Here is a 19,825-nt window from a genome sequence, read left to right as displayed (position 1 = left end):
TTACGATCTCCAATCCGGCAGGCACCGCGGGCAATCCCACCTTTGCCCTGGCAAACGATCTTTCGGCCCTTGAGGCCCTTTCCAGCACGGGCCTTGCCGCGCGCACGGGTTCAGACACATGGGCACAGCGCACCATCACAGGCACGGCAAATGAGATCACCGCCACCAATGGTGACGGCGCGTCCGGTAACCCCACCCTTTCCCTTCCCTCGGCCCTGACGTTCACCGGCAAGACGGTGACAGGTGGGACGTTCTCGGGGCCTGCAATCACCACGCCCGGCGCTGGCATGACTTTCGCCGGTAGCACCTCGGGAACCACCACGGTTGCAGCCACGGCCATTGCAGGCACCACAGCCCTGACACTCCCGGCCGCCACTGACACGCTTGTGGGCAAGGCAACCACCGACACCCTGACAAACAAGACAATCAGCCTCGGTTCAAACACCGTCACCGCCACATCGGCCCAAGTGGCAACGGCTGTGAGTGATGAAACCGGATCGGGGCCGCTTGTGTTCGGCACGTCGCCCACGTTCACCACGCCTGCCCTCGGGACTCCCTCGTCCGGCACCCTCACCAATGCCACGGGCCTGCCGATCTCCACGGGTGTCTCGGGCCTCGGCACCGGCGTTGCCACGTGGCTTGCAACACCCTCAAGCGCCAATCTTGCAACCGCGATGACCGATGAAACTGGATCGGGGCCACTTGTGTTCGGCACGTCGCCCACGTTCACCACGCCTGCCCTCGGGACTCCCTCGTCCGGCACCTCACTACGCCACGGGCCTGCCGATCTCCACGGGTGTCTCGGGCCTCGGCACCGGTGTTGCAACCGCCCTGGCGACACCCTCAAGCGCAAATCTCCGAACGGCCTATAGTGACGAGGTGGGAACGGGTGCAGCCATGTTCGGCCTTGCGCCGGGCATGTCTGACGATCTCTCTTGCGGTGCCTCGCAATATGTGAGGCGCGACTCTGGTGACTCTGCCTTTGAGTGTGTGACTCTGACGGGCGGAGGTGACATGTTGGCCGCCAACAATCTGTCTGACGTTGCGAACGCTTCCACAGCAAGAACCAATCTTGGTTTGGCAATCGGAACCCACGTGCAGGCCTATGATGCGGATTTGACCACGTGGGCGGGCCTCACCCCCTCGGCAAATGCACAGAGTCTCGTCACATCGGCAAACTATGCCGCCATGCGGGCGCTTCTCGATCTTGAGGCGGGCACAGATTTTTATTCAATCGCCGGTGCCGCAGCGGTGTTCCAGCCTCTTGATGCTGACTTGACGACATGGGCAGGGTTGACACCATCAGCGAACGCACAAAGCCTTGTGACGGCCGCCAACTATGCAGCGATGCGCGCACTTTTGGATTTGGAGGCGGGCACAGATTTTTATTCAATCGCCGCGGCTGACTCGGCCTTTATCTCACCATCGGAAATCGACACCTCGTCGGAACTCCGGGCGATTGTTGGCGATGAGGTAGGAACCGGCGCGCTGATGTTCGGCCTTGCGGCCGGCATGTCTGATGATCTCTCTTGCACGGCCTCTCAGATCGTCCGGCGCAACGCCGCAGACAACGCCTTTGAATGTGCCACCATTGCCGGTGCGGGCGACATGGTTGCCGCCAACAACCTTTCTGATGTGGCGAACGCGGCGACAGCCTTTGGCAACATCAAACAGGCCGCTACCACCTCGGCCACGGGCGTGGTTGAACTTGCCACGGTTGCCGAGGCCACGACAGGCACAGACACCACGCGGGCAATCACCGCAGACGGCCTCGCCGCGGCAGTTAAAGCAAAGATCGAAAGTTTCTGCGTGGCGGCATCAGATGAATCCACGGCCCTGACGACAGGCACGGCAAAGACCACGTTCAGGATGCCTTACGCCTTCACCCTCACCAACATCAGGGGATCACTGAACACCGTGAGTAGTTCCGGTGCCCCGCTGATCGACGTGAACGAGGGTGGCACGACCGTCATGACCACGAACAAGGTGCTTATCGACGCGAGTGAAAAGACGTCAGTGACGGCGGCAACGGCCGTGACGCTCACCGACACCTCGCTGGCCGACGACGCCGAAATGACCATTGACATTAACACAGCAGGCACAGGCGCAAAGGGCCTCAAGGTCTGCCTTATCGGGTATCAGACATGATTAGGTTTATCGCCTCTCTCGTTCTTTCGTTTGCGCTGATCTGTTCGCAGGCAAGCGCCGGGTTCCTTCTGAACTCGTTCGCCATCAAGGGGCCACTTCAGTTTGTTGGCTACACCTCGGCCACAGGAAGTGGTGGCGCCTTGTCAGTTGCAGCCACGGGACTCACTGGTGGAGTCAGTAGTTCAATTCAGGCCGGTGACTTGGTGGTGGTGGTTTCGAATGCCTGCACCACCTCTGATTTGGATATGACAGCATCCGGCAGCGGATTCACATGGACTGAAGATCAAGACCTTTTTGCAAATTCTACTAACGCAGATACAAACGCAGGCGTCCACTGGACGATTGCGACAGGTGCGGGTTCTGGAAGCATCACACTCACTGGCTCTGGTGCGGGAACGAGTGGTGCAACAGCAATGCTTGCGGCGTTCCGAAACGTCAATTCAACGCAATTTGATGCGGCAACGACATCCTCATCGCAGACGGCTGCAAGTTCCGCAGACCCGCCATCAATCACAACTGTTACGGACGGCGCACTGGTTCTCGCTATTGCAGCGGGTTGTCGCAAAACAAGTTCAATTTCGGCATATACCGCTCCATCGGGCTACACACTCATTAATGCTTTCACCGACAACCAAAGCACTCGGTCATCAGGGCTGGCAGTGGCATACAAGACAATCGCAACAGCAGGTGCAGAAAATCCCGGCTATATGGGCGATCCGGGTGGCACAACGGGCAATTCATCTTATGCCGTCTCTGTTGCGATAAGACCATAAGACGGAGCACCTCACCAACCAACCAAACGACATAGGCGGCGGCGCATGTGGGATTTTCTGCACGATGTGGGGCGGATTGCGAAAAGCCTTGGCCTCAATGAAAGCACGACAACTATAGGCCTTCTCGGCAATGGTGCGCGCCTAATCCTGCAGGGTGGATGGATCAACGGGATAATATCGGCACTGGTGGGGGCGATCGCCGCCACCTATCTCGCAACGCCGATCGCGCTCTCGCCCACCTTCAACGCCTGGAATTGGAGCGAGGGCACGATCGGTTTTTTGGTGGGCATGGGGGCCATGCTGGGCGGCGAGTGGTTTCTCAACAATCTGAAAAGCCGGCTTGAGTCCATCCGCACCACAAGGGAAAAACCATGAGATTGCGCCGGCGGTGGTGGTGGTGGGTGCTGGCCGCTCTCTACATTGGCGCCGTGCTTGTCCTGATGCCCGAAATTGAGCGGGCGTTGTCGCCCTTTGAATTTCACGTGCCGAGAGGGCCTTTTTGAAATGCAGATCACCCCAATCTCTGCCGCCCTCGTGGCGGCTTTTTTGTGCCCGCCCGTCCGGGCCCACGAGTGGTTCTCGCAGAAGCGCGATCCCGTCTTCGGCTGGGGATGCTGCGGCGGCCACGACTGCAAGGTGATCCGGCCCAACGGCCGCAACATCACGGCCGAGAAGGACGGCTACCGCATCCGCCTCTCGCTCGAAGAGGCGCGCGCCATCAACCCTGTCGCTGAACTGCCCGTGGACGGTCTCGTCACCTGGGACCGGGTGCAGCCCTCCGAGACCAACGAATTCGCGATCTGTCTCATGCCCTACAATCGCACGGAACGTGCCGGCGGAGTCTTCTGCCTCTTTGAACCTCCCTCCATCTAAGGAAAACCCAATGTTGAGTTTGGCAGAAATCAAAGCGTTCCAGCGCAAGAACGGCCTGGTCGTTGACGGCATCCTCGGCCCGCAGACGCGCAAGGTGATGCAGGAGGTGAAGAGGCCGCCCTCCGCCAGCGCGCGCAAGGAGCCGGACAAGAGTGCGATCAACGCGCCGGTCGTGCCTGACACAAAGTCCGTCAGCGGAGCGGCGCGCTGGAAAGGCCAGATCGCGCTTGCCGATACGGCGCGCACCATCAACGAGGTGATTTTTCACTGCACGGCAACGCCCGAAGGGAAATGGTTCGACAGGGCGGACGTCAACGCATGGCACAAGCAGCGTGGTTGGTCGATGATCGGATATCATTTTCTGCTCCTGCTCGACGGCACCATTGTCGTCGGCAGGCCCATCGGCATGATCGGCGCGCATGTTGCCGGGCACAACAACGGCACTGTCGGCGTGGCCTATGTGGGCGGCCTTGCCAAGGACGGCCGCAAGGCGAAGGACACGCGCACCGCAGCCCAGATGGCGGCGGCGCAGTGGCTGATAGGTGCCCTGAAATCCAAGTTCAAGATATCCCGCCGAACCCGTGGCCATAACGAATATGACCGGGGCAAGGCGTGCCCGAGTTTCAACGTGGCCGCCGACCTGCTGGGAGCAATCTGATGCAATGGTGGCGCAGGCTGGTCTGCTGGTGGCGTGGCCACGAGTGGCGCGAGACGGCGCAGATGGCTGACGCCGAAGAGTTCATGTCCGACCGGTTCGAGGACGCGATTCACGTCTACGAGACATGCGATCGCTGTGGCGCGGGCCGATGGGTGTTTTTCGATTGGGGCATGCTCGCTGACTACGAGCGCAACGTGAGTGCCGGCCCATGAGTGGTCGCGCTCGCAAGTGGAAGGGACCGGAGAGTGAAGGCGTCAATTTCTGGTGCCCCGGATGCAAGTCGATCCACAGCGTCACCACCTCACCGGCTGGCTGGGGCTGGAACGGCAATCTCGAGGCCCCGACCTTCACCCCGAGCATCCTGCTGAAGAGCGGGCACTACGCGGGCGGTGCCGCAGCAGAGCGCGGCCACTGCTACTGCAATTATGAGGAGCGAACCGGCAAGAAGCCCAGCTTCAATTGCGCCGTCTGCCACAGCTTCGTGACCGATGGCCGGATCCAGTTCCTCGATGATTGCACGCACGAGCTTGCAGGCCAGACGGTTGAATTGCCGCCCTGGCCGTTCTGAAGATCCCGAGCCGGGGCGGGCCTCCCCCGGCGTTCAATCCAGACAGGTGACCTATGAAGAAGATGATCCTTGGCGGCGCGATGCTCGCGCTCGCCGCGACCGCTGCTGTGGCAATGGTGCCGAACGCCGGAATGGCTCTGGCCCAGAGCTTGACCGACGCGCCGATCGACGGCGTGGTGAATATCCCGTGGGGCGACTGGTTCTATGAGGGCGCCTCCGCCATCATCACCGTGCTGGGCATGGCGATCGCATGGGGCCTCCGCCACCTTCCGGCCCGGCTCGTCGCCCTGGCGCAGACTCTGCAGGTCGAGCAGTTGCTCCGCAACGCCGTGGAGTTCGGCATCAATCGCACTGCCGGTGCGGTGAAGGGGGAGGCCATGTCCGTGCCTGTGGCAAACAAGGTTCTGGAGCAGGCGCTCGAGTATGCTGTGAAATATGCGCCGGGCTGGCTCTTGAATTGGGTCGGCGGTGAACAGGGCATCAAGGACAAGCTGATCGCCCGGATCCCTGTGGCCAAGGAAGGCGCAATCTAGTGGGCTTCTTGAGGTTGATCCTCGAGGCTTTCGCCGGGTCGTTGCTGAACGTCCTGGCGGAGGCCCTCAAGGATTGGCGGGCCGCGACCGCGCAACGCGATCTGGGGGCTGCCCAGCAGAAACAGTCCGATACGGACGCCGCCCGGCAGGCGGAGGCCGAGGCGAACGTGATCGTTCTCGAACCACGCGACCGGGCCAAGACAAAGCGGAGGATGCAGGATGGGATGTTTTTCAAGTCTTAGCTTGTTTGCGGTGGCTATCGCCCTTGCAGGCTGTGGCCCTGGTGGCCCGAAGGTCAAGGCGGGGCCGCAATTCACCAAGGTCGAGTGCCGGCGCTACTCGGACGCCGAATTGGCGCAGGCGCTGGCCGAGCTTGAAAAGTACGAGGCGCATATCCCGATGCTGGCAGCCATCGTGGACGATGACGGAAACCTCCGGGAGGCCGTCTGCAAGAAGGGCAAGCCTCGCAAAGTTTCCGGGTGATCCGGTAACGGTGGCCGCTGCCGACCAGCGGTGATTGATCTTGGTGAGGTGACTTGACCAGCCATTGATAGGCCGGGCAGGTTCTCTGTTCTTGGCCGCGTTCTCACATTAACCTGTTGAAAAAACTTGCCCCGCCCGGTCATCCCGGAGCGGGGCTTTTTTTGTGCCTGGTGGCTGGATCAGGAGGCGGTGGCGGTCTCCGTTTCGCTCACGGCCTCTTTGTCAGGATGGTGGGCATCCCACATATCGCCGCCCGCGTCCGAGGTGGGGCAGGTGGTGGGCGCGGCGTTCACCCAATTGCCGGTCGCCGGGTTGCAGGCGTCCGGGGCGGCCTGGGCACCCGTGGCCAGAAGGGCGAGAGTGGCGAAGCAAGCGAGATATTTCATGGTCAAGTCCTTTCCTGTTGCTATGGTGACGGTCGCCGTCAGGCGGCCGCCTTGATTATGAACGGGATGGAGTCTGGCGGCGTTTGGGGGTTCCGTTCTAAACGGTCTCCCGCTACCATTTCTTCCCCCCTTGTGAGAGGGGCGAGATTGCCGGTGATCTCCAGTTCATAATTCCTGTGGACGGTGACAGTCGTCACCATCTTGCGCAGCGCAGCAGTGAGGGTGGCGTCACCCTCGGCCTGCGCTTCCGTGATGGCCTGCCCGAGGGCGGCCATGTCGGCTGCAAATCTCTTCGCCGTCGACGTGTGCAGCGCGACCGGCGCCACGGCCGTTCCGGCCTGCGCCAGCAGCGTCTCCAGCTGCGCCTTGCGCAATTCGAGCCTGGCGATGTGAGGGGCCGCCGTGACGGGCGCCATGATGCCCGCGATCACCGCCTGCACGGCACGGCCGAGATCGGCCGTCACGCTGCCCAGCTCGCTGCGATGACCGGACTGGTTGTCCGTCGAGTAGCGGGCATAGATGGCGGCGCGTGTGCTCATGCGGCGTCCTGTTTCCCCGGGTGCGCGGCGGCTTCTGCGGCGGCCGCCTGTTCGCGCGCATGATCCACCCGCGCGGCCCGCCTGGCAAGAGCCACGATGAAGGCCGCCGCAGCGGGGGATAAGGCCTGGGTGTTGGTCATGTCACGCGCTCGAACGAGTAGGAGGCAACCCAAGGGTTTACGTCCCATGAACCGGGGCCGTTGATGGAGGTCCAGAGGAAAGAAAATGCGTCTCTGGCAGATGGTGAGTGGTTTTGCGCGTTTGCATCATAACCATAGACCGTAATCGGTACTGACCCAGCCCTACTCCTCATTGCGATGATGCCCTCCGCAATGGCATCTTCCTCGGAAATGTCCTGCAACCGCTCCACCTTCACGGCGGTCACGCGCAGGCGCAGGCGGCACGCCCACCGGGGCATGTGGATTGAGGGCTTCCATTCGCATAGCGCCGCCTCTGCCTCCGTAGATGTGGCTCTATAGTGAATGTCAGCAGGGCCTGTGCATTCAGATAGTTCGCCAATCGGGCTCCACGCCTCTCTCACCCAGAGAAGATCGCCCGGCTGTTTGCGAGGATAAACCCGCGCCCAGAGTTTTTCGTCTGTGCCGCCATCACACAGTTTTCCGTAAGGCCATTCGACATGAAGATATGGCCCTGGATTTCCTGCTGGCGATGGGCCAGCATCAACCCATGCTGATTGCCAGTTGCAGTCTCCGATGCGGACATACTTGGGCCATGTCATACCATTGAAGAACGTGTTGCTTTTGCTCAACCCCCGCCGCGTCACGGTCTTGCGTCCGTCGAGGATGGCCCGGACCATCGGCGCGGAAAACAGGATAGGCTTGTCCATGCCCCTCACTCCTTCACGCTGGGTGCGGCGGCAAGCATGGCGCGGCGCACGTTTTCACCAACGGCCCTCGCCCAATGACCGGGTGCGAAACGCAAGATGCCCCCTTTTCCAACGGTTTTAATATCCAGCGGGTAGCAGGCTGTGTCGGAACAGATTTCGTTCCATTCGCCCTGCATGGCGTCTGCCACGATTTGCGGGATGGAGTCCATCGGCACGCACACCATGCCCGCAGGCGTGGGGGCGAGGGCGCGGATGGCGGCGGCGGATTGCAAATGCGATGACGCGAGAAGGTCCGCCTCTTTCCACATTGGCGAATGCGCGGTGAATCCCCCTCTATACTCAACAAGTGCGTCCGCTAGCGCGTCGTGCCCCCTCGCCGCCTCCTCCATCGCAGCCGCGCGGATGCGCTCGGCATTGGGATCACTCACCTGGTCGATCATCGTCTCACCTTCAGCTTCTTCTTGCCCTCGGCTTCGCGCGAGGCGTTGAGTTCGCGGGCCAGGGCTTCGAAGTCCGGCGGAAGGGCGCAGGGCTTCACGCCGCTGTTGCACGGCGTGCAGGCGACGATCTCCATCTTGGCGACCGTGCTGTAAGCACCATCATCGACGGAGGGTGTCGTCACCGTGAGGCAGACCATCATCACCGGAACGGCGAGGGGGATGCTCATGTCACCACCTCCGCCCAGATCGGATGGGGCCAGCCGGCGCGGCGCAAGGCTTCGGCGATGAAGGCCTCGCAGGGCGTGGCCGGGCAGAAGACGTCGCCACCCGCTGCATCCGGCACGGCGCAGACCTTGAGGCGCATGGCGCGCGTGGGTGCGTGGGCCGCCCAATGACCGAGCGGACGCGCGATGAGCGGCAGGAGCATTTCATGACGCTCCTCGAGCGGGGCCACGACGACCTGGTCGATGGCAATCAGACGGGGACGGGCGTTCTGCGCAGATGTCATCATGGTGGCGCTCACAGGCAATAGGCCGAGATGAACTTGGGGGCGCGGGCGCGCAGCTTGATCTGGGCGCGTTCGCACTGGGCCAGCGGCACCGGCTCAGAGATCACCATGGGTTCGCAGCGGCCGGTGAGGGTGAAGTACCAGCACAGGACCAGCCAGAAGAGATCGCTGCCCGCAGGCGTGACCGGCATCATGCGGACACCCCGCTTGCACCGCCGAGCGCCATGTCCCTCATGATGATGTTGTAGCGGGCGAGGAAGACCTCCTGCGCCGTGAGCCAGTTGTCGAAGGGCAGCACCTTCTCGCCGTGGGGCGCGGGCAGGTCCTTGAACTCTGTGGGCTCCGGCCCCGGCATGAGGTCGCGCCATTCGGTGCGAAGCGCCATCAGGTCGGCCTGCTTCACCGCGGCGCGCATGGCGTGGGTGACGGTGAGGCCGAGGGCGGCGTGGACAGCGGCCTCCAGATCGCCGTGGGCGCTCTCCCAGGCGGAGGGCAGGATGTTGCGGCCGCGGTCAGGGCCGAAGATGTGGGCCTGCACCGGCGTTGCCATGTCGCCGAGGTACGCCTCTGGCGCATCATGCAGCAGGCCGGCCAGCTGCGTGGCGGGGACGTGCCCTGCCTCCTGCAGGCGGCGCGCCACCCAGACCGAATGCTGCGCCACCGAATAGGGCGCACGGGTGTGGCCGTTGAAACGGTTGATCTTGGCCAGGCTGGCGGCAATGTCGAGGATGCCGATAGCGAAGGGATCGGCGAAGAAGAAGTCGCGGCCTGTGGCAGTGCGGAGCCAGGGCCCGTTCTCGAAGCGGATGTGCGTCATCAGAAGGGTGCCTCCGGATCGTCGGGGAGGGAGGCGCGGCGGGCGCGTTCCCGGGTAGCCTCTTCGCGCGCCGCCTGATTTTCAGCGGCGATGTGAGAGGCAAAATCAAAATCTGCGAGGAGCGCGCGTTGGATGGCCCTGCGGATGTGGGCGCTTTCCTTGGCGTGGCAGTGCAACGGCACTGTGCCGATGGCGGTGAGGCGCGTTCGGAACTGCTTCGGCAGCTTACGCACATCGAAGATGAACTGCTGGTGGTCGCCTTCTGCGTCGGCGCCGCGCGGATCAATGGCGTACCAGTAGCGCAACGGGAAGAAGCGACCCGACTTGTATGTGAACCAGATGCCGCTGTTCGACACCTGGTTGAAGAACAACGCGGTCCGTGGCGGCCATGCCACATCGGCGCGATCTTGTGTGCCGACTTCCCCAAAAAAATGCTGATGGCACGCAGGCTGACCCGTGAGGGACTGGCAGTAAGCATCAATACCTTCATGGAGAGCAGTCATGCCGCCCATCTTGAGGGCATGGAAGGCGCGGGCCTCGTCGGCGGGGGTGAGCGGGGCGCGGGCGACGTTGGCGGCCAAGGCCAGTTCGCGGGCGCGGGCGTCGTCGGCTTCCATCACGTCCACGGGGATGGTGGTGATGCCCAGTGCATCGGCCACCTCGCGCACGGCCCGCAAGCGGCGCGATCCGTCGATCACCTCGTAGAGGTCCGTGATGCCGATGTTGCCGAGGCCCTGTGCGTCGGCGCAGGCCTGCGACAGCGGGCGCACCCACAACGGGTCGGTGAAGCCGTTGGCGCGGATCTGGGCAACGAGGTCTCCCACCTCCGCATCACTGGCGTGGCGCGGGTTGATGTCGGGGTTGATGACGAGTTGGTCGAGATGCAGGGAAAGGCGTTCCATGGCGGTCCTTCTTCGGTTCAGTGGCTGGGGGTGCGGTGCAGCAGGCAGCCCGGCTGGACGGCGGGGCTGACGGTGACGATGCGGTTGTCGGATGTGCCCACCACCACGCAGTGGCGGCGGCGGAGCAGGGCGATGACGCGGCCCGGGGTACGGCGCGCCCCTTCCACCAGCCACACCGCATCCTGGTGGGCGAAGCCCTCCACCAGCCGGGGCAGGCTGGGCAGCGTCTCTGGCCAGAGGCCGAGGGTGGGGTGGGGAGCGGCGGTCCTCATGCGCATCACCGCCGGGCAGCCTTCGACAGGCCGGGGGTGTAGCCGGGGGCGGCGGCATCCACGTCCTGGAGGCCGGGGACCTGCTGGCTGGGCACGCGGGCGGCTGCCACGGCAGCCAGGGCATCCAGCCGCTGGCGCAGGTTGCAGGCCCGGCCCATGAAGAGGAGTTCACCGGACGGCATGAGCCGCGCGGGGTGGGTGGCGGGGCAGGGGCGGCTCATTGCGCACCTCCGGCGGTTGCGGCAGGCTGCGCCGTCCAGGAGGAACCATCCCAATGCAGCCAACGCCACCCCTCTTCGAGGAAGCCCTCGCCACGGCCTTCGCGCGCTATGTCAGCCTCATGGCCCTCACCTGCGGACAGGATGCCCTCGACGGGCTTGCCTACGTGCGTGACGAGACGCTGAAGCAGGGCAAGAAGGCTGGCATGGATGCCGATGCGTTGCGCAAACTGGACGGGCTTTTCAGCCACGCCGCCCTGCAAGGCTTCCACAACCGCAACGCGCCGCGGAACTGATGTGAGGGGGAGAAAAAGGGGCATCGGGTCACCTCGTGAATGAGGCGACCATAGTGCGTTATTTTTAACGTGTCAACATGGGTAGGTTAAAAATAACGTTTCACGTTAAACGCTGACGTGCTACGCCGCATGATTGGTTTACAAAACTGCATTAGCAGTTGACAATTGACATTTCTGAGTATATATTTTGTCTATGAATGTTGACAAATCTGCGATTATTGGTCTTTTGGAAGCCGCCATGGCGGCTGACTATACCGCTGTAAGACGCCTGGGCGACGCCGCCGAAGCGGACGCCGAAGGGCGCGGCGACATTGGGCGGATCACCAAGATCATCCGAGGTGCCGAGGAGCCATGATTCCGAGACCTGCAAGACGCGCGCGAGCTTCAGGATGTTTTCACCGCGCGGCGAGGCCGACGCTCCCTTTCGGATATTGCGGATGAATTGTGGGTTGCCTGCGACTTTGAGGGATGCTTGCCGCTCGGACATTCCAAGGGCGTCGAGCCGAGACTTAATCCGTTGATAAATAGCGCTTTCTGACATGGAAGAAAGATAACGCACCACGTCCTTCGGCGGAGGTTGATAAAAATCTTGTTGTTTGCGCGTTATTTTTAACGTATTGGGGACGGCATGAACTTGCGCGAACATCTGATCGTCCTCATTGAGACCTACGCCAAGGCGAAGGGCAACAGCCCCTCACATGTCGGCGCTCTGCTGTTTTCCAGCGGTGTGAAGTATCGCCAGCTTTGCGAAGGCAAGGACATCACCGTGGGCCGTCTCGAATCAGCGGTCCGGTGGCTCTCCGACAACTGGCCAGCCGACCTGCCGTGGCCCGAGGGCATTGCCCGGCCTGCCGCCAAGACCCCGAATGAAGGCGAGGCGGCATGAGCGACTGGAAAACCCGCCATCCCTTCACCGTGGGGCAGAAGGTCTATCCCCGCATCGGCGGGCGGGCCGAGCGGCTGGGCCTTGCGCAGCCGCGCACCGTCGCCATGCGGGGCGAGAGCGACAGGGGCCTGTGGCTGGCGCTGTCGGGCATTGCCTATGAATTTCCGATCGACGACTTCGCCGCCGTGCCACCCATGGCACCGGCCGGCGAGGCCGATCCCGAGCCTGCGGAGGCCCCGTGAATGGCGCGTCCGCTGCCAGACCTCCCGCAAGGGAGACGCTGCCACCACGGCAGCCGATCCGTGGAAGGCGCGCGAAAGTATTGCGTCCGCGCCGCTTTCAGCCCTTTTGGGCGTTTCCTCCCTAGACTGAGCCGGACCTTCGGGTCCGGCCTTTTTCTCCCGCTGCGCACCTTCCATGTGCTGCCGTTCCCGCTGTTGCAGGCCCCGAGCCTCGCACAGGGCGGGGCGGGCCGCACCGTCTAAAGCGAGGCCGCTTATCCCATGGAACATAGCCCATGAAACACACCCACCCTGCGATCTTCGAAATCAAGGCCGCCTTCCGCGATCTCGTCAGCGAGGCGGGCGGCCAGAGCCGCGCCGCCGGTCTCACCGCCATGCCGCAGACCAAGATCTCGGAAGCCGGCAGCATCAACCATCCCGAACGCGCGCCCCGCGTCGACCATGTGGCGATCCTCGAGGCCGACACCGGCAGCCACCGCATCACCCGCCTGCTGGCGGAACTGGCCGGCGGCCGCCTGGTGCTGAATGCCGAACCCGCAGCCAGTAGGACCCGCACGTGCATCTCGCCCGCATCATCCGCGAGACCGGCGACGTGACCGCCCGCATGGCCCAGGCCCTTGCCGACGGCCGCATGAGCAAGCCCGAGGCCCGCACCCTCAAGCAGGAGGCGGAGGAGGCGATCCAGACCCTGCACGCGTTCATCGACTCCATGAACGCCGTGCTGCTGGGAGGTGGCGCATGACACGGCACCAGGACCCGCGCCTCGCCCCCCTCGATGATCTCATCGCACGGCAGGAGCAGGTGCTTGCCGCCCTCGTGGCCGCCCGCGCCCTCTTGGCGGGGGACGCGCCGCCTGCTCCGGCGCGCAAGCCCGATGTGAAGCTGCTGCCCGCGCCGGCGAAAGCGGCGGGCCGGAAAGACAAGACGAAGACGGTGGCCGCCAACGACGATGCCATCGAGCATGAACTGGATGACGTGACCCTGACGGTGACCCCGCTGCAGAGCGCCATTCTCGATTGCCTGGGAGCCGCCGAAGATGCCGTGCCCGGCCCAGTGCTGGTGAAGACGGTGGGCAAGAGCAAATCGTCGGTGGACAAGGCGATCGAAGGTTTGCGCTCACTCCTCAAGAATGCCGGCAGCAAGGTCGAACTGAACGGCTACCGCAAGCGGGGCTTTGTCCTCGAAATGGAGCGGGACTGATCATGGGTGACGGACGCAGTGCCGGACGGCCATCGAAGATCTGGAGCGAGGCGGGCGCCGTCACGCGGCTTTGCGAGATGTGGGGGCAGGGCCACAGCCCCTATGCCATCAGCGAGCTCACGGGCTGGTCGGTGAGCGCCATCAAGAACAAGGCGATCCGCCTCGGCCTGCCGTCGGTCATCAAGGACGGGGGACGGCCGCGCAGCTGCGTGGCGCTCCGCCCCAAGCCCGCAGGCAAGAGCAGCGCCGATCGCCGGCGCGACGATCTCACACGGGCCGTGCGGCAGGAACGCCTGCGCCAGGGGGCCGTGGGCGTGCAGGATGCCCCGGATGCCTATGAACGCGGCCCCGCCCGCTACTTCCAGCCGGGCTACCGGGGGCAGGAGGCGCGCGTCGACCTCGCAGGGCTGACGGCGGAACACTGCCGCTTCCCGATCGACATGCCGGACGGTGGCGTGGCCTATTGCGGCGATACCCGCCACGGCAATGCCTCCTACTGCCTCGCCCATGCGGCCCGCTGCGGGGTGAGCAAGTGACAGGCTACTCCGTCATCTATGCTGATCCGGCGTGGCGCTTCGAGACCTTCAGTGACAAGGGCAAGGGGCGCGCGCCCGAGCAGCACTACGAGACGATGACGATCGCGGAGATGGCGGCTCTTCCGGTGGCGTCATGGGCGGAGCGCGATGCGGCCCTGTTCCTGTGGGGGTACCAGCCCATGCTGCGCGAAGCTTTCACGCTGATCGATGCCTGGGGCTTCACTTACAAGACCGTTGCGTATGTATGGGTGAAGATCACCGGCGGACAGGACCGCCTCTTTTACGCGCAGGATGATGTGCGCAAGGGTCTCGGCTACCACACAAGGGCCAGCACCGAACAGGTGTGGCTGGCGACACGGGGCGAGGGTTACGAGCGCCTCTCGAAGGGTGAGCCGCAAGCCGTTTTCGCGCCGCTGCGTGAACACTCGCGCAAGCCTGACGAAGTGGCGGAGTCGATCGTCCGCCTGGTGGGGGACGTGCCCCGGCTGGAAATGTTCGCCCGCACACGGCGTGCCGGATGGGATTGCTGGGGCAACGAGACAGACAAGTTCGCAGGTGTCGCATGATCACCGCCGGTCACAGCTGCGCACACACGGGCTGCACCGCCCTTGCGGTTTTCGGCTTCACTTTCCGGGGCGCGACACAATGGGCCTGCCGGGCCCACCGCGCCCGCATCGGTTTCACGGATCGGCCTGCCGCTGCTTCAGCAGGGGGCGGGCAGGCCGGGCCGCAGGCGGCGGATGTTCCCCCACCGCCTGCGGCCGCCCCTTCGCGCGCCGCCACACACACCGCTCCACAGGGGAGCCTGCTGTGATGCGCGCCCGCGATCCCGACACCGAGGCCTGGATCGAGCGCGCCCGCCGCGCCGACCTGTGGCAGGTGCTGGACCGGATTTCCGGCAACCATGCCGTGAAACGCCGCGGCCGCCGGGGCGTGGGGCCATGCCCCGCCTGTGGCGGCAAGGACCGTTTCTCGATCGACACCGGCAAGGGCATGTTCTTCTGCCGGGGCACGGCCCGCACGGGTGGCGACGTCATCGCCCTGGTGCAGCACATCACGGGGGCCAGTTTCCTCGGCGCCTGCGAGGAGATCACCGGCGAGGCCATGCCGCGCCGTGCCCCCGGCGATGACGTGCGGCGGGCCGATCCACACCTCATGGAACAGCGCAAGCGCGATGCCGAGGCGGAAGCCGACCGCCGCGCCCGCGAGGCCAATGCCTACCGCGAGCGCGAGATGGACCGGGCCCGCTCGATCTGGGCCGAGGGTGTCCCGCTCAGCGGCACCACGGCTGAAAAGTACCTGCGGGGACGTGGCGTCTCCGCACCTCCGGGAGCCCGTCTGCGCTTTCATCCCGGCCTCAACTACTGGCACCATGTGGATGGCGGCTGGCGTGTCATCAGCAAGGCCCCGGCGCTGCTGGCCCGCATCGATGACGGCGCGCACGGCTTCAGCGGCTGCCACTGCACCTGGCTCGATCTCTCCACCCGCAAGGGCAAGGCCGAGATCGTCGATCCGGTGACGGGCGAGATCCTCGTCGCCAAGAAAGTGCGGGGCTCGCAGAAGGGCGGGCACATCCACCTGGGCGGCGACCCCGCCACGGCCACACATCTGATCTGCGGCGAAGGCATTGAAACCACGCTCGCCGTGCGCGAGGCGCTGCTGATCGAACGGCGCGACCTTTCGGCCACGCTGTTCTGGGCGGCCGTGAACCTCGGCAACATCGGCGGCCGTGCCGCCGGCACCGTGCCGCACCCGAGCTTGCGCCGCACCGACACGCGGGGCCGCATCCGCCGCGTCTTCGTGCCGGGCCCCGTGCCGGCGGAAGAGGACGACGGCGATCCCGTGCTGTTGCCGCCCGACGGCATCAGCCATGCCACGCTGCTGCAGGATGGTGACAGCGATCCCTTCACCACGCTCTGCACCCTGCAACGTGGCGCTGCCCGCTGGCAGGCGGCACGGCCCGGCCGCAGCGTCGTCATCGCCTCGCCGGGCGAGGGCGTTGATTTCGGCGACCTGATGATGGCGGAGGGCGCGGCATGACCGAGACCTTTACACCGCTCTTGCAATTTCGCGCGGGTTCGCGCACATTCGCCAGTGGAGCCTCAAATCTCCCAACTGGCGAAACGCCGCTCGCGCCCTCATTGCGCAGCGGTTTTTCCATTCCGCATTCCCCTTCGGCGCAAGCCGGAGAGTTGGCTGGAGTCGGCAAGCCGCAAGGCCCCGGCCTGACCAGTGCAGGTTTGAGCTCCCGCCGCTCATGGGGCCTCAAATCCCCTCCGTCCGGTGACACGCCACACTGGAGGGCACTCATGCCACGCACCGACGCGCGCGCGTCTGACCGCGCACACCTGCTTTTTGCAAATCCGCACGTCTTCGTTGAAGCCGCACAGCTGCTGGAGCAGTTGCTGCCGCTTCTCCATGCCGACGGAGAGGGCGGCAAGGTCCGCCTCGACGGCACAATTACCCCCGCCCTTGCCGATGCGCTGGCGGTGTGGGGTGCCGATCTCACAGATCATGAAGACGACGATCCGGCCGAAGATGGCCATGACGCCGAAGCAGGGAGTTTTTGCTGATGGAACACGCTATCCGGAATTTCGCTTTCGATGACCAGCTCGTGCGCGTTGTCATGCGTGGCGAGGACCCATGGTTCGTGGCGGCCGACATTTGCCGCATTCTGCACCTTCGCGATGCCTCCGAGGCCGTTGAAAAGCTGGATGATGACGAAAAGCACCTGCACGAAGGGCTGAATACCCCGGATTCAATCCGGGGTAATCCGAACCGTTACATCGTCTCCGAGTCCGGTTTGTACACGATCATCCTGCGCATCCATGGTCCGCCCGCGGCGCGGGCCCTGTGGCTGGCGCTCGGGCTGGACTGGGTGCCGGAAATGGAAACGCACGCAGCGGCTCCCCTGACGACAGACATGGCCGTGGCCCGTTTCGCCGAGGCGCGGCTGATGAAGCGGCCCGGTGTGGTCACGGCGGCGGGCGTCATCTATGGCGCCTATCGTGACTGGTGCGGGGAGAATGCGACAGTGCCGCTGGGTGAGAGCGCCTTCGGCAAGGCGCTGTCAAAGCTCGGTTTCGACAAGGTGAAATCGAACCGCATCTATTACTGGAACATCGTCCTCAAGCCGGCGGAAGCACAGCAGGACGCATGAGCGACGAGCAGCACCAGAAGCCGCACCTGCGTGTGGTGAAGGCGATCGACGAGGCGCTGCCTGCCGGCGGCGCGGCAGACGATGCTGTGTCTGGTGCCGCCACAGCTGCCGATCCCGCACCCCTGAACGAGAAGGCCGGGAAGGGCCGCTCCCGGCGGGAACGCGCCTCCAAGGCCAAGCCAGGGGGTGAGGGGCGGCACGAGAAGCGGGCCCGCTTCGGCAAGGACGGCGTGAGCCATGCCGACCTTGATCTGCAACTGTCGCGTTTCCAGTGCACCGACCTTGGCAATGTGCGGCGCTTCATCGCCCGCTCGGGCAAGGATTTCCTCTTTGTACCGGAATGGGGCTGGCTCGCCTGGGATGGCCGCCGCTGGAATGCGCAGGAAGCAGACGCCATCCTCGGCCGCGCCATCCACGACATGGTGGAATCGATCCGCCGCGAGGCTGCCGCCCTCGAGGCCTCGCCGCACGACGTGCTGCTGGAAACCAAGGCCAACGGCCGCGAGGTGTGGGCCTCGGACCGGGTCATGGGCTGGTATGTGGCGAGCCAGAGCAATTCCCACGTGGCCTGCATCGCCACGCTCGCGAAGATCTATGTCACCGCCTCGGCCGACCAGTTCGACCGCGACCCCTGCGCCATCAACGTGGCCAACGGCACGCTGATGGTGGTGAAGGGTGCCGAAGCCGGCTACGTGTCGCTCCATCCGCACCGGCGCGAGGATATGCACACCAAACTTGCCAACGTGGTGTTTGACCCGGCTGCCGCGTGCCCCGTCTATGACGGCTTCCTCGCCCGGGTGCAGCCCGACGGCCGCATGCAGCGCCATCTCCATGCCTGGGGTGGCCTGTCGCTCACCGCGCTGCCGGTGGCCAAGCTCTCCTTCTGGTACGGCACGGGGCGCAACGGCAAATCAACGCTCGTCGATGCCTGGGCCCATGTGATGGGCGAATATGCCCAGACCATCCCGATCGAGAGTTTCCTCGACCAGGGCCGCTCCCGCCGTGGCGGCGAGGCCTCTCCCGATATTGCTTCTCTGCCTGCCGTGCGCGCGCTCCGCACCTCTGAACCGGAGCGCGGCTCCAAGCTGGCGGAAGGGCTTATCAAGCTGGTGACGGGTGGCGAGCCGATGCGGGCGCGCCATCTGAACCGCGACTTCTTCGAGTTCCGGCCGTGCTTCAAGCTCACCATGCAGGGCAACTACAAGCCGCGCGTGGATGGCACCGATGAAGGCCTGTGGGCCCGCCTGCTGATCGTGCCGTGGAGCGTGATGATCCCCGAGGAGGAGCGCGACACCACGCTGCCCGCCAAACTGAAGGGCGAGGGCTCCGGCATTCTCAACCGGCTGCTGGACGGGCTCTGCGACTATCTCGACAAGGGCCTCACGCCACCCGACGAGGTGCTGGACGCCACCCAGGAGTACCGCGAACAGTCCGATCCCATCGGGCGCTTCCTGCGCGAATGCTGCGACCAGACCGACGCCAAGGCCAAGGTGGAGGCAAAGCCGCTCTACGCCCTCTATGCCGCCTGGGCCAAGGCCGAGGGCGAGCCCGTGTGGAGCGTCAAGGGTTTCAGCCGCGGCCTGCAGGAGCACGGCATCACCCGGCGCAAATCCGACACCATCATCTACGTGGGCCTGGCGCTCACGCGCGAAAAATCCGAATTCGAAGGCATGGAGATCAAGGATGAGAGCGAGCCCAAGAGATAGCATCTGCTTCCCATCTTCCCTGAACAGGGAAGGAGACCACCTTGCGCAAGTCTTTGATCACAAAGGCTTCGGGAAGGTTTGGGAAGAACGGGAAGGTTTCGGGTTACTGGCCGCGTAGCGCGCACATGCGCGCGCGCACATGCATGCGAGAGTAACACAACATTTCATTCCCGTTCTTCCCGGACTTCAAAAACACTGAACTGAGACAAGGATTTAAAGGGGTGCTCATGGTCCCGAAACATTCCCATCATCTTCCCGGACGTAAAACTGCTTCCCGTTCCGCCGAACAGGCCGTTGGAGTGGCGGCTGAACGCATCGGTGCAACGCCCGAGCGGCTGGCCCATGCCGCCCTTGCCGGGGATGATGCGATTGTCGAGACGGTCACCGAAGTCACGGACAGGAATGGGCGCAGCGAACGGGCCAGCACGCGCCGCCTGCTCGATGGCGACGTGCTCGAGCTGCTGCTCAAGCGCAGCGTGATCGACAGCGAGCAATATGGCGTGGGCAAGGAATTCCGCCGCCACTGGGAATGCTCGCGCGTCGGATCGGCCGGGGTGATGGACATGGAGCGCGAGTCCGTCAAGGGCGGTGCTGTCATTGTGGAGGTACTGGTTTGACCGACGCGCTCCCATACCGCCGCAAGGAAATCATCGGGGATTGTACGCTGTTTTTAGGCGACTGCCGGGACATTCTGCCGACGCTTGGCAAGGTGGATGCTGTGGTGACGGACCCGCCTTATGGGATTAACTATGGGAAATTGATGGAGGGGAAAGGCGACGGATTTGGAGGTTTGGATAAAAACCGCTGGAAGGATTACGGGGCGTTCGACTGGGA

37 protein-coding genes and 1 pseudogene are annotated in these 19,825 nt (G+C 64.2%); 25 read left to right on the top strand and 13 right to left on the bottom strand.

What is annotated here, in order from left to right; all coding sequences use genetic code 11:
• From IPM06_22570 to IPM06_22520, 11 genes are all read left to right on the top strand, one after another.
• Positions 1–872, top strand: an 872-nt coding sequence (locus IPM06_22570; GenBank protein ID MBK8773195.1) for a hypothetical protein, incomplete at its 5' end; no start/stop codon positions are given.
• 205 nt (positions 873–1,077) lie between these two features.
• On the top strand, positions 1,078–2,148 hold the full coding sequence (locus tag IPM06_22565; protein MBK8773194.1) for a hypothetical protein: 1,071 nt from the start codon (positions 1,078–1,080) through the stop codon (positions 2,146–2,148).
• Complete coding sequence (locus IPM06_22560) at positions 2,145–2,921, top strand: hypothetical protein (GenBank protein ID MBK8773193.1); 777 nt, start codon at positions 2,145–2,147, stop codon at positions 2,919–2,921. The genes IPM06_22565 and IPM06_22560 overlap by 4 nt, the downstream gene beginning before the upstream one ends.
• A 45-nt stretch (positions 2,922–2,966) precedes the next feature.
• The gene (locus IPM06_22555) at positions 2,967–3,296 is read left to right on the top strand and encodes a hypothetical protein (GenBank protein MBK8773192.1); all 330 of its coding nucleotides are present in this window, start codon (positions 2,967–2,969) and stop codon (positions 3,294–3,296) included.
• 129 nt (positions 3,297–3,425) lie between these two features.
• Complete coding sequence (locus IPM06_22550; GenBank protein MBK8773191.1) at positions 3,426–3,794, top strand: hypothetical protein; 369 nt, start codon at positions 3,426–3,428, stop codon at positions 3,792–3,794.
• A 10-nt stretch (positions 3,795–3,804) separates the two neighbouring features.
• Positions 3,805–4,452, top strand: a complete 648-nt coding sequence (locus IPM06_22545) for an N-acetylmuramoyl-L-alanine amidase (GenBank protein MBK8773190.1) — start codon at positions 3,805–3,807, stop codon at positions 4,450–4,452.
• Positions 4,452–4,664, top strand: a complete 213-nt coding sequence (locus IPM06_22540) for a hypothetical protein (protein MBK8773189.1) — start codon at positions 4,452–4,454, stop codon at positions 4,662–4,664. Before IPM06_22545 ends, IPM06_22540 begins: the two co-directional genes overlap by 1 nt.
• Complete coding sequence (locus tag IPM06_22535; protein ID MBK8773188.1) at positions 4,661–5,020, top strand: ammonia monooxygenase; 360 nt, start codon at positions 4,661–4,663, stop codon at positions 5,018–5,020. Before IPM06_22540 ends, IPM06_22535 begins: the two co-directional genes overlap by 4 nt.
• Before the next feature lie 53 nt (positions 5,021–5,073).
• The gene (locus tag IPM06_22530) at positions 5,074–5,553 is read left to right on the top strand and encodes a hypothetical protein (GenBank protein MBK8773187.1); all 480 of its coding nucleotides are present in this window, start codon (positions 5,074–5,076) and stop codon (positions 5,551–5,553) included.
• A gap of 8 nt (positions 5,554–5,561) precedes the next feature.
• Positions 5,562–5,795, top strand: coding sequence for a hypothetical protein (locus IPM06_22525; GenBank protein ID MBK8773186.1), 234 nt, complete (start codon positions 5,562–5,564; stop codon positions 5,793–5,795).
• Between the two features lie 10 nt (positions 5,796–5,805).
• Positions 5,806–6,036: a hypothetical protein gene (locus IPM06_22520; protein ID MBK8773185.1), complete on the top strand. Its 231-nt coding sequence runs from the start codon at positions 5,806–5,808 to the stop codon at positions 6,034–6,036.
• 179 nt (positions 6,037–6,215) lie between these two features.
• Here IPM06_22520 and IPM06_22515 read toward each other — a convergent pair whose 3' ends face one another.
• The 12 genes from IPM06_22515 to IPM06_22460 are packed head-to-tail and all read right to left on the bottom strand — an operon-like array spanning position 6,216 to position 10,968.
• Positions 6,216–6,422 (bottom strand): hypothetical protein, encoded by a 207-nt coding sequence (locus tag IPM06_22515; GenBank protein MBK8773184.1) that lies wholly within the window; start codon positions 6,420–6,422, stop codon positions 6,216–6,218.
• Positions 6,423–6,460: 38 nt separating this feature from the next.
• Positions 6,461–6,961: a hypothetical protein gene (locus tag IPM06_22510; GenBank protein ID MBK8773183.1), complete on the bottom strand. Its 501-nt coding sequence runs from the start codon at positions 6,959–6,961 to the stop codon at positions 6,461–6,463.
• Positions 6,958–7,101 (bottom strand): hypothetical protein, encoded by a 144-nt coding sequence (locus IPM06_22505; GenBank protein MBK8773182.1) that lies wholly within the window; start codon positions 7,099–7,101, stop codon positions 6,958–6,960. Before IPM06_22505 ends, IPM06_22510 begins: the two co-directional genes overlap by 4 nt.
• A complete protein-coding gene (locus IPM06_22500; GenBank protein MBK8773181.1) occupies positions 7,098–7,808 on the bottom strand; it encodes a hypothetical protein in 711 nt (236 codons plus the stop codon). The genes IPM06_22505 and IPM06_22500 overlap by 4 nt, the downstream gene beginning before the upstream one ends.
• Before the next feature lie 5 nt (positions 7,809–7,813).
• On the bottom strand, positions 7,814–8,248 hold the full coding sequence (locus IPM06_22495; GenBank protein ID MBK8773180.1) for a hypothetical protein: 435 nt from the start codon (positions 8,246–8,248) through the stop codon (positions 7,814–7,816).
• Positions 8,245–8,475 (bottom strand): hypothetical protein, encoded by a 231-nt coding sequence (locus tag IPM06_22490; GenBank protein ID MBK8773179.1) that lies wholly within the window; start codon positions 8,473–8,475, stop codon positions 8,245–8,247. The genes IPM06_22495 and IPM06_22490 overlap by 4 nt, the downstream gene beginning before the upstream one ends.
• A complete protein-coding gene (locus tag IPM06_22485; GenBank protein ID MBK8773178.1) occupies positions 8,472–8,759 on the bottom strand; it encodes a hypothetical protein in 288 nt (95 codons plus the stop codon). Before IPM06_22485 ends, IPM06_22490 begins: the two co-directional genes overlap by 4 nt.
• Positions 8,760–8,767: 8 nt before the next feature.
• A complete protein-coding gene (locus tag IPM06_22480; GenBank protein MBK8773177.1) occupies positions 8,768–8,950 on the bottom strand; it encodes a hypothetical protein in 183 nt (60 codons plus the stop codon).
• Positions 8,947–9,573 (bottom strand): hypothetical protein, encoded by a 627-nt coding sequence (locus IPM06_22475; protein ID MBK8773176.1) that lies wholly within the window; start codon positions 9,571–9,573, stop codon positions 8,947–8,949. The genes IPM06_22480 and IPM06_22475 overlap by 4 nt, the downstream gene beginning before the upstream one ends.
• A complete protein-coding gene (locus IPM06_22470) occupies positions 9,573–10,475 on the bottom strand; it encodes a ParB N-terminal domain-containing protein (protein ID MBK8773175.1) in 903 nt (300 codons plus the stop codon). The genes IPM06_22475 and IPM06_22470 overlap by 1 nt, the downstream gene beginning before the upstream one ends.
• Before the next feature lie 17 nt (positions 10,476–10,492).
• Positions 10,493–10,753: a hypothetical protein gene (locus tag IPM06_22465; GenBank protein ID MBK8773174.1), complete on the bottom strand. Its 261-nt coding sequence runs from the start codon at positions 10,751–10,753 to the stop codon at positions 10,493–10,495.
• Entirely contained in the window at positions 10,753–10,968 is a 216-nt protein-coding gene (locus IPM06_22460; protein ID MBK8773173.1) for a hypothetical protein, read from the bottom strand. Before IPM06_22460 ends, IPM06_22465 begins: the two co-directional genes overlap by 1 nt.
• Before the next feature lie 53 nt (positions 10,969–11,021).
• Here IPM06_22460 and IPM06_22455 point away from each other — a divergent pair, with 53 nt between their 5' ends.
• Positions 11,022–11,261, top strand: coding sequence for a hypothetical protein (locus tag IPM06_22455; GenBank protein MBK8773172.1), 240 nt, complete (start codon positions 11,022–11,024; stop codon positions 11,259–11,261).
• 151 nt (positions 11,262–11,412) lie between these two features.
• Here IPM06_22455 and IPM06_22450 read toward each other — a convergent pair whose 3' ends face one another.
• Positions 11,413–11,907, bottom strand: coding sequence for a helix-turn-helix domain-containing protein (locus IPM06_22450; GenBank protein MBK8773171.1), 495 nt, complete (start codon positions 11,905–11,907; stop codon positions 11,413–11,415).
• Between IPM06_22450 and IPM06_22445 the strand changes: the two genes are divergently transcribed.
• The 13 genes and pseudogenes from IPM06_22445 (at position 11,890) to IPM06_22385 (ending at position 19,733) form a co-directional block, all read left to right on the top strand.
• Positions 11,890–12,147 carry a hypothetical protein gene (locus IPM06_22445; GenBank protein ID MBK8773170.1) on the top strand — a complete coding sequence of 86 codons (258 nt, stop codon included), beginning with the start codon at positions 11,890–11,892 and terminating at the stop codon, positions 12,145–12,147. The two genes, IPM06_22450 and IPM06_22445, sit on opposite strands and share 18 nt — an antisense overlap.
• A complete protein-coding gene (locus IPM06_22440) occupies positions 12,144–12,389 on the top strand; it encodes a hypothetical protein (GenBank protein ID MBK8773169.1) in 246 nt (81 codons plus the stop codon). The genes IPM06_22445 and IPM06_22440 overlap by 4 nt, the downstream gene beginning before the upstream one ends.
• A 275-nt stretch (positions 12,390–12,664) precedes the next feature.
• Positions 12,665–12,985, top strand: coding sequence for a hypothetical protein (locus tag IPM06_22435; GenBank protein ID MBK8773168.1), 321 nt, complete (start codon positions 12,665–12,667; stop codon positions 12,983–12,985).
• A complete protein-coding gene (locus tag IPM06_22430; protein MBK8773167.1) occupies positions 12,946–13,131 on the top strand; it encodes a hypothetical protein in 186 nt (61 codons plus the stop codon). The genes IPM06_22435 and IPM06_22430 overlap by 40 nt, the downstream gene beginning before the upstream one ends.
• Positions 13,128–13,589, top strand: a complete 462-nt coding sequence (locus tag IPM06_22425; GenBank protein MBK8773166.1) for a hypothetical protein — start codon at positions 13,128–13,130, stop codon at positions 13,587–13,589. The genes IPM06_22430 and IPM06_22425 overlap by 4 nt, the downstream gene beginning before the upstream one ends.
• 2 nt (positions 13,590–13,591) lie before the next feature.
• Positions 13,592–14,125, top strand: coding sequence for a hypothetical protein (locus IPM06_22420; GenBank protein MBK8773165.1), 534 nt, complete (start codon positions 13,592–13,594; stop codon positions 14,123–14,125).
• Positions 14,122–14,691 (top strand): adenine methyltransferase, encoded by a 570-nt coding sequence (locus IPM06_22415; protein MBK8773164.1) that lies wholly within the window; start codon positions 14,122–14,124, stop codon positions 14,689–14,691. The genes IPM06_22420 and IPM06_22415 overlap by 4 nt, the downstream gene beginning before the upstream one ends.
• A 247-nt stretch (positions 14,692–14,938) precedes the next feature.
• Positions 14,939–16,165, top strand: coding sequence for a DNA primase (locus tag IPM06_22410; GenBank protein ID MBK8773163.1), 1,227 nt, complete (start codon positions 14,939–14,941; stop codon positions 16,163–16,165).
• Positions 16,166–16,434: 269 nt separating this feature from the next.
• Complete coding sequence (locus tag IPM06_22405) at positions 16,435–16,698, top strand: hypothetical protein (GenBank protein MBK8773162.1); 264 nt, start codon at positions 16,435–16,437, stop codon at positions 16,696–16,698.
• Complete coding sequence (locus tag IPM06_22400; GenBank protein ID MBK8773161.1) at positions 16,698–17,285, top strand: Bro-N domain-containing protein; 588 nt, start codon at positions 16,698–16,700, stop codon at positions 17,283–17,285. The genes IPM06_22405 and IPM06_22400 overlap by 1 nt, the downstream gene beginning before the upstream one ends.
• Positions 17,282–18,991, top strand: coding sequence for a hypothetical protein (locus tag IPM06_22395; GenBank protein ID MBK8773160.1), 1,710 nt, complete (start codon positions 17,282–17,284; stop codon positions 18,989–18,991). The genes IPM06_22400 and IPM06_22395 overlap by 4 nt, the downstream gene beginning before the upstream one ends.
• A 299-nt stretch (positions 18,992–19,290) precedes the next feature.
• A complete protein-coding gene (locus IPM06_22390) occupies positions 19,291–19,608 on the top strand; it encodes a hypothetical protein (protein ID MBK8773159.1) in 318 nt (105 codons plus the stop codon).
• Positions 19,605–19,733 (top strand): annotated as a pseudogene (locus IPM06_22385) (site-specific DNA-methyltransferase). Before IPM06_22390 ends, IPM06_22385 begins: the two are co-directional and overlap by 4 nt.
• Positions 19,734–19,825: the final 92 nt, after the last annotated feature.

This window comes from Hyphomicrobiales bacterium (genome assembly GCA_016710435.1).
In the GTDB taxonomy this organism is placed as follows: domain Bacteria; phylum Pseudomonadota; class Alphaproteobacteria; order Rhizobiales; family Aestuariivirgaceae; genus Aestuariivirga.
This window is presented reverse-complemented; position numbering and strand designations above follow the sequence as displayed.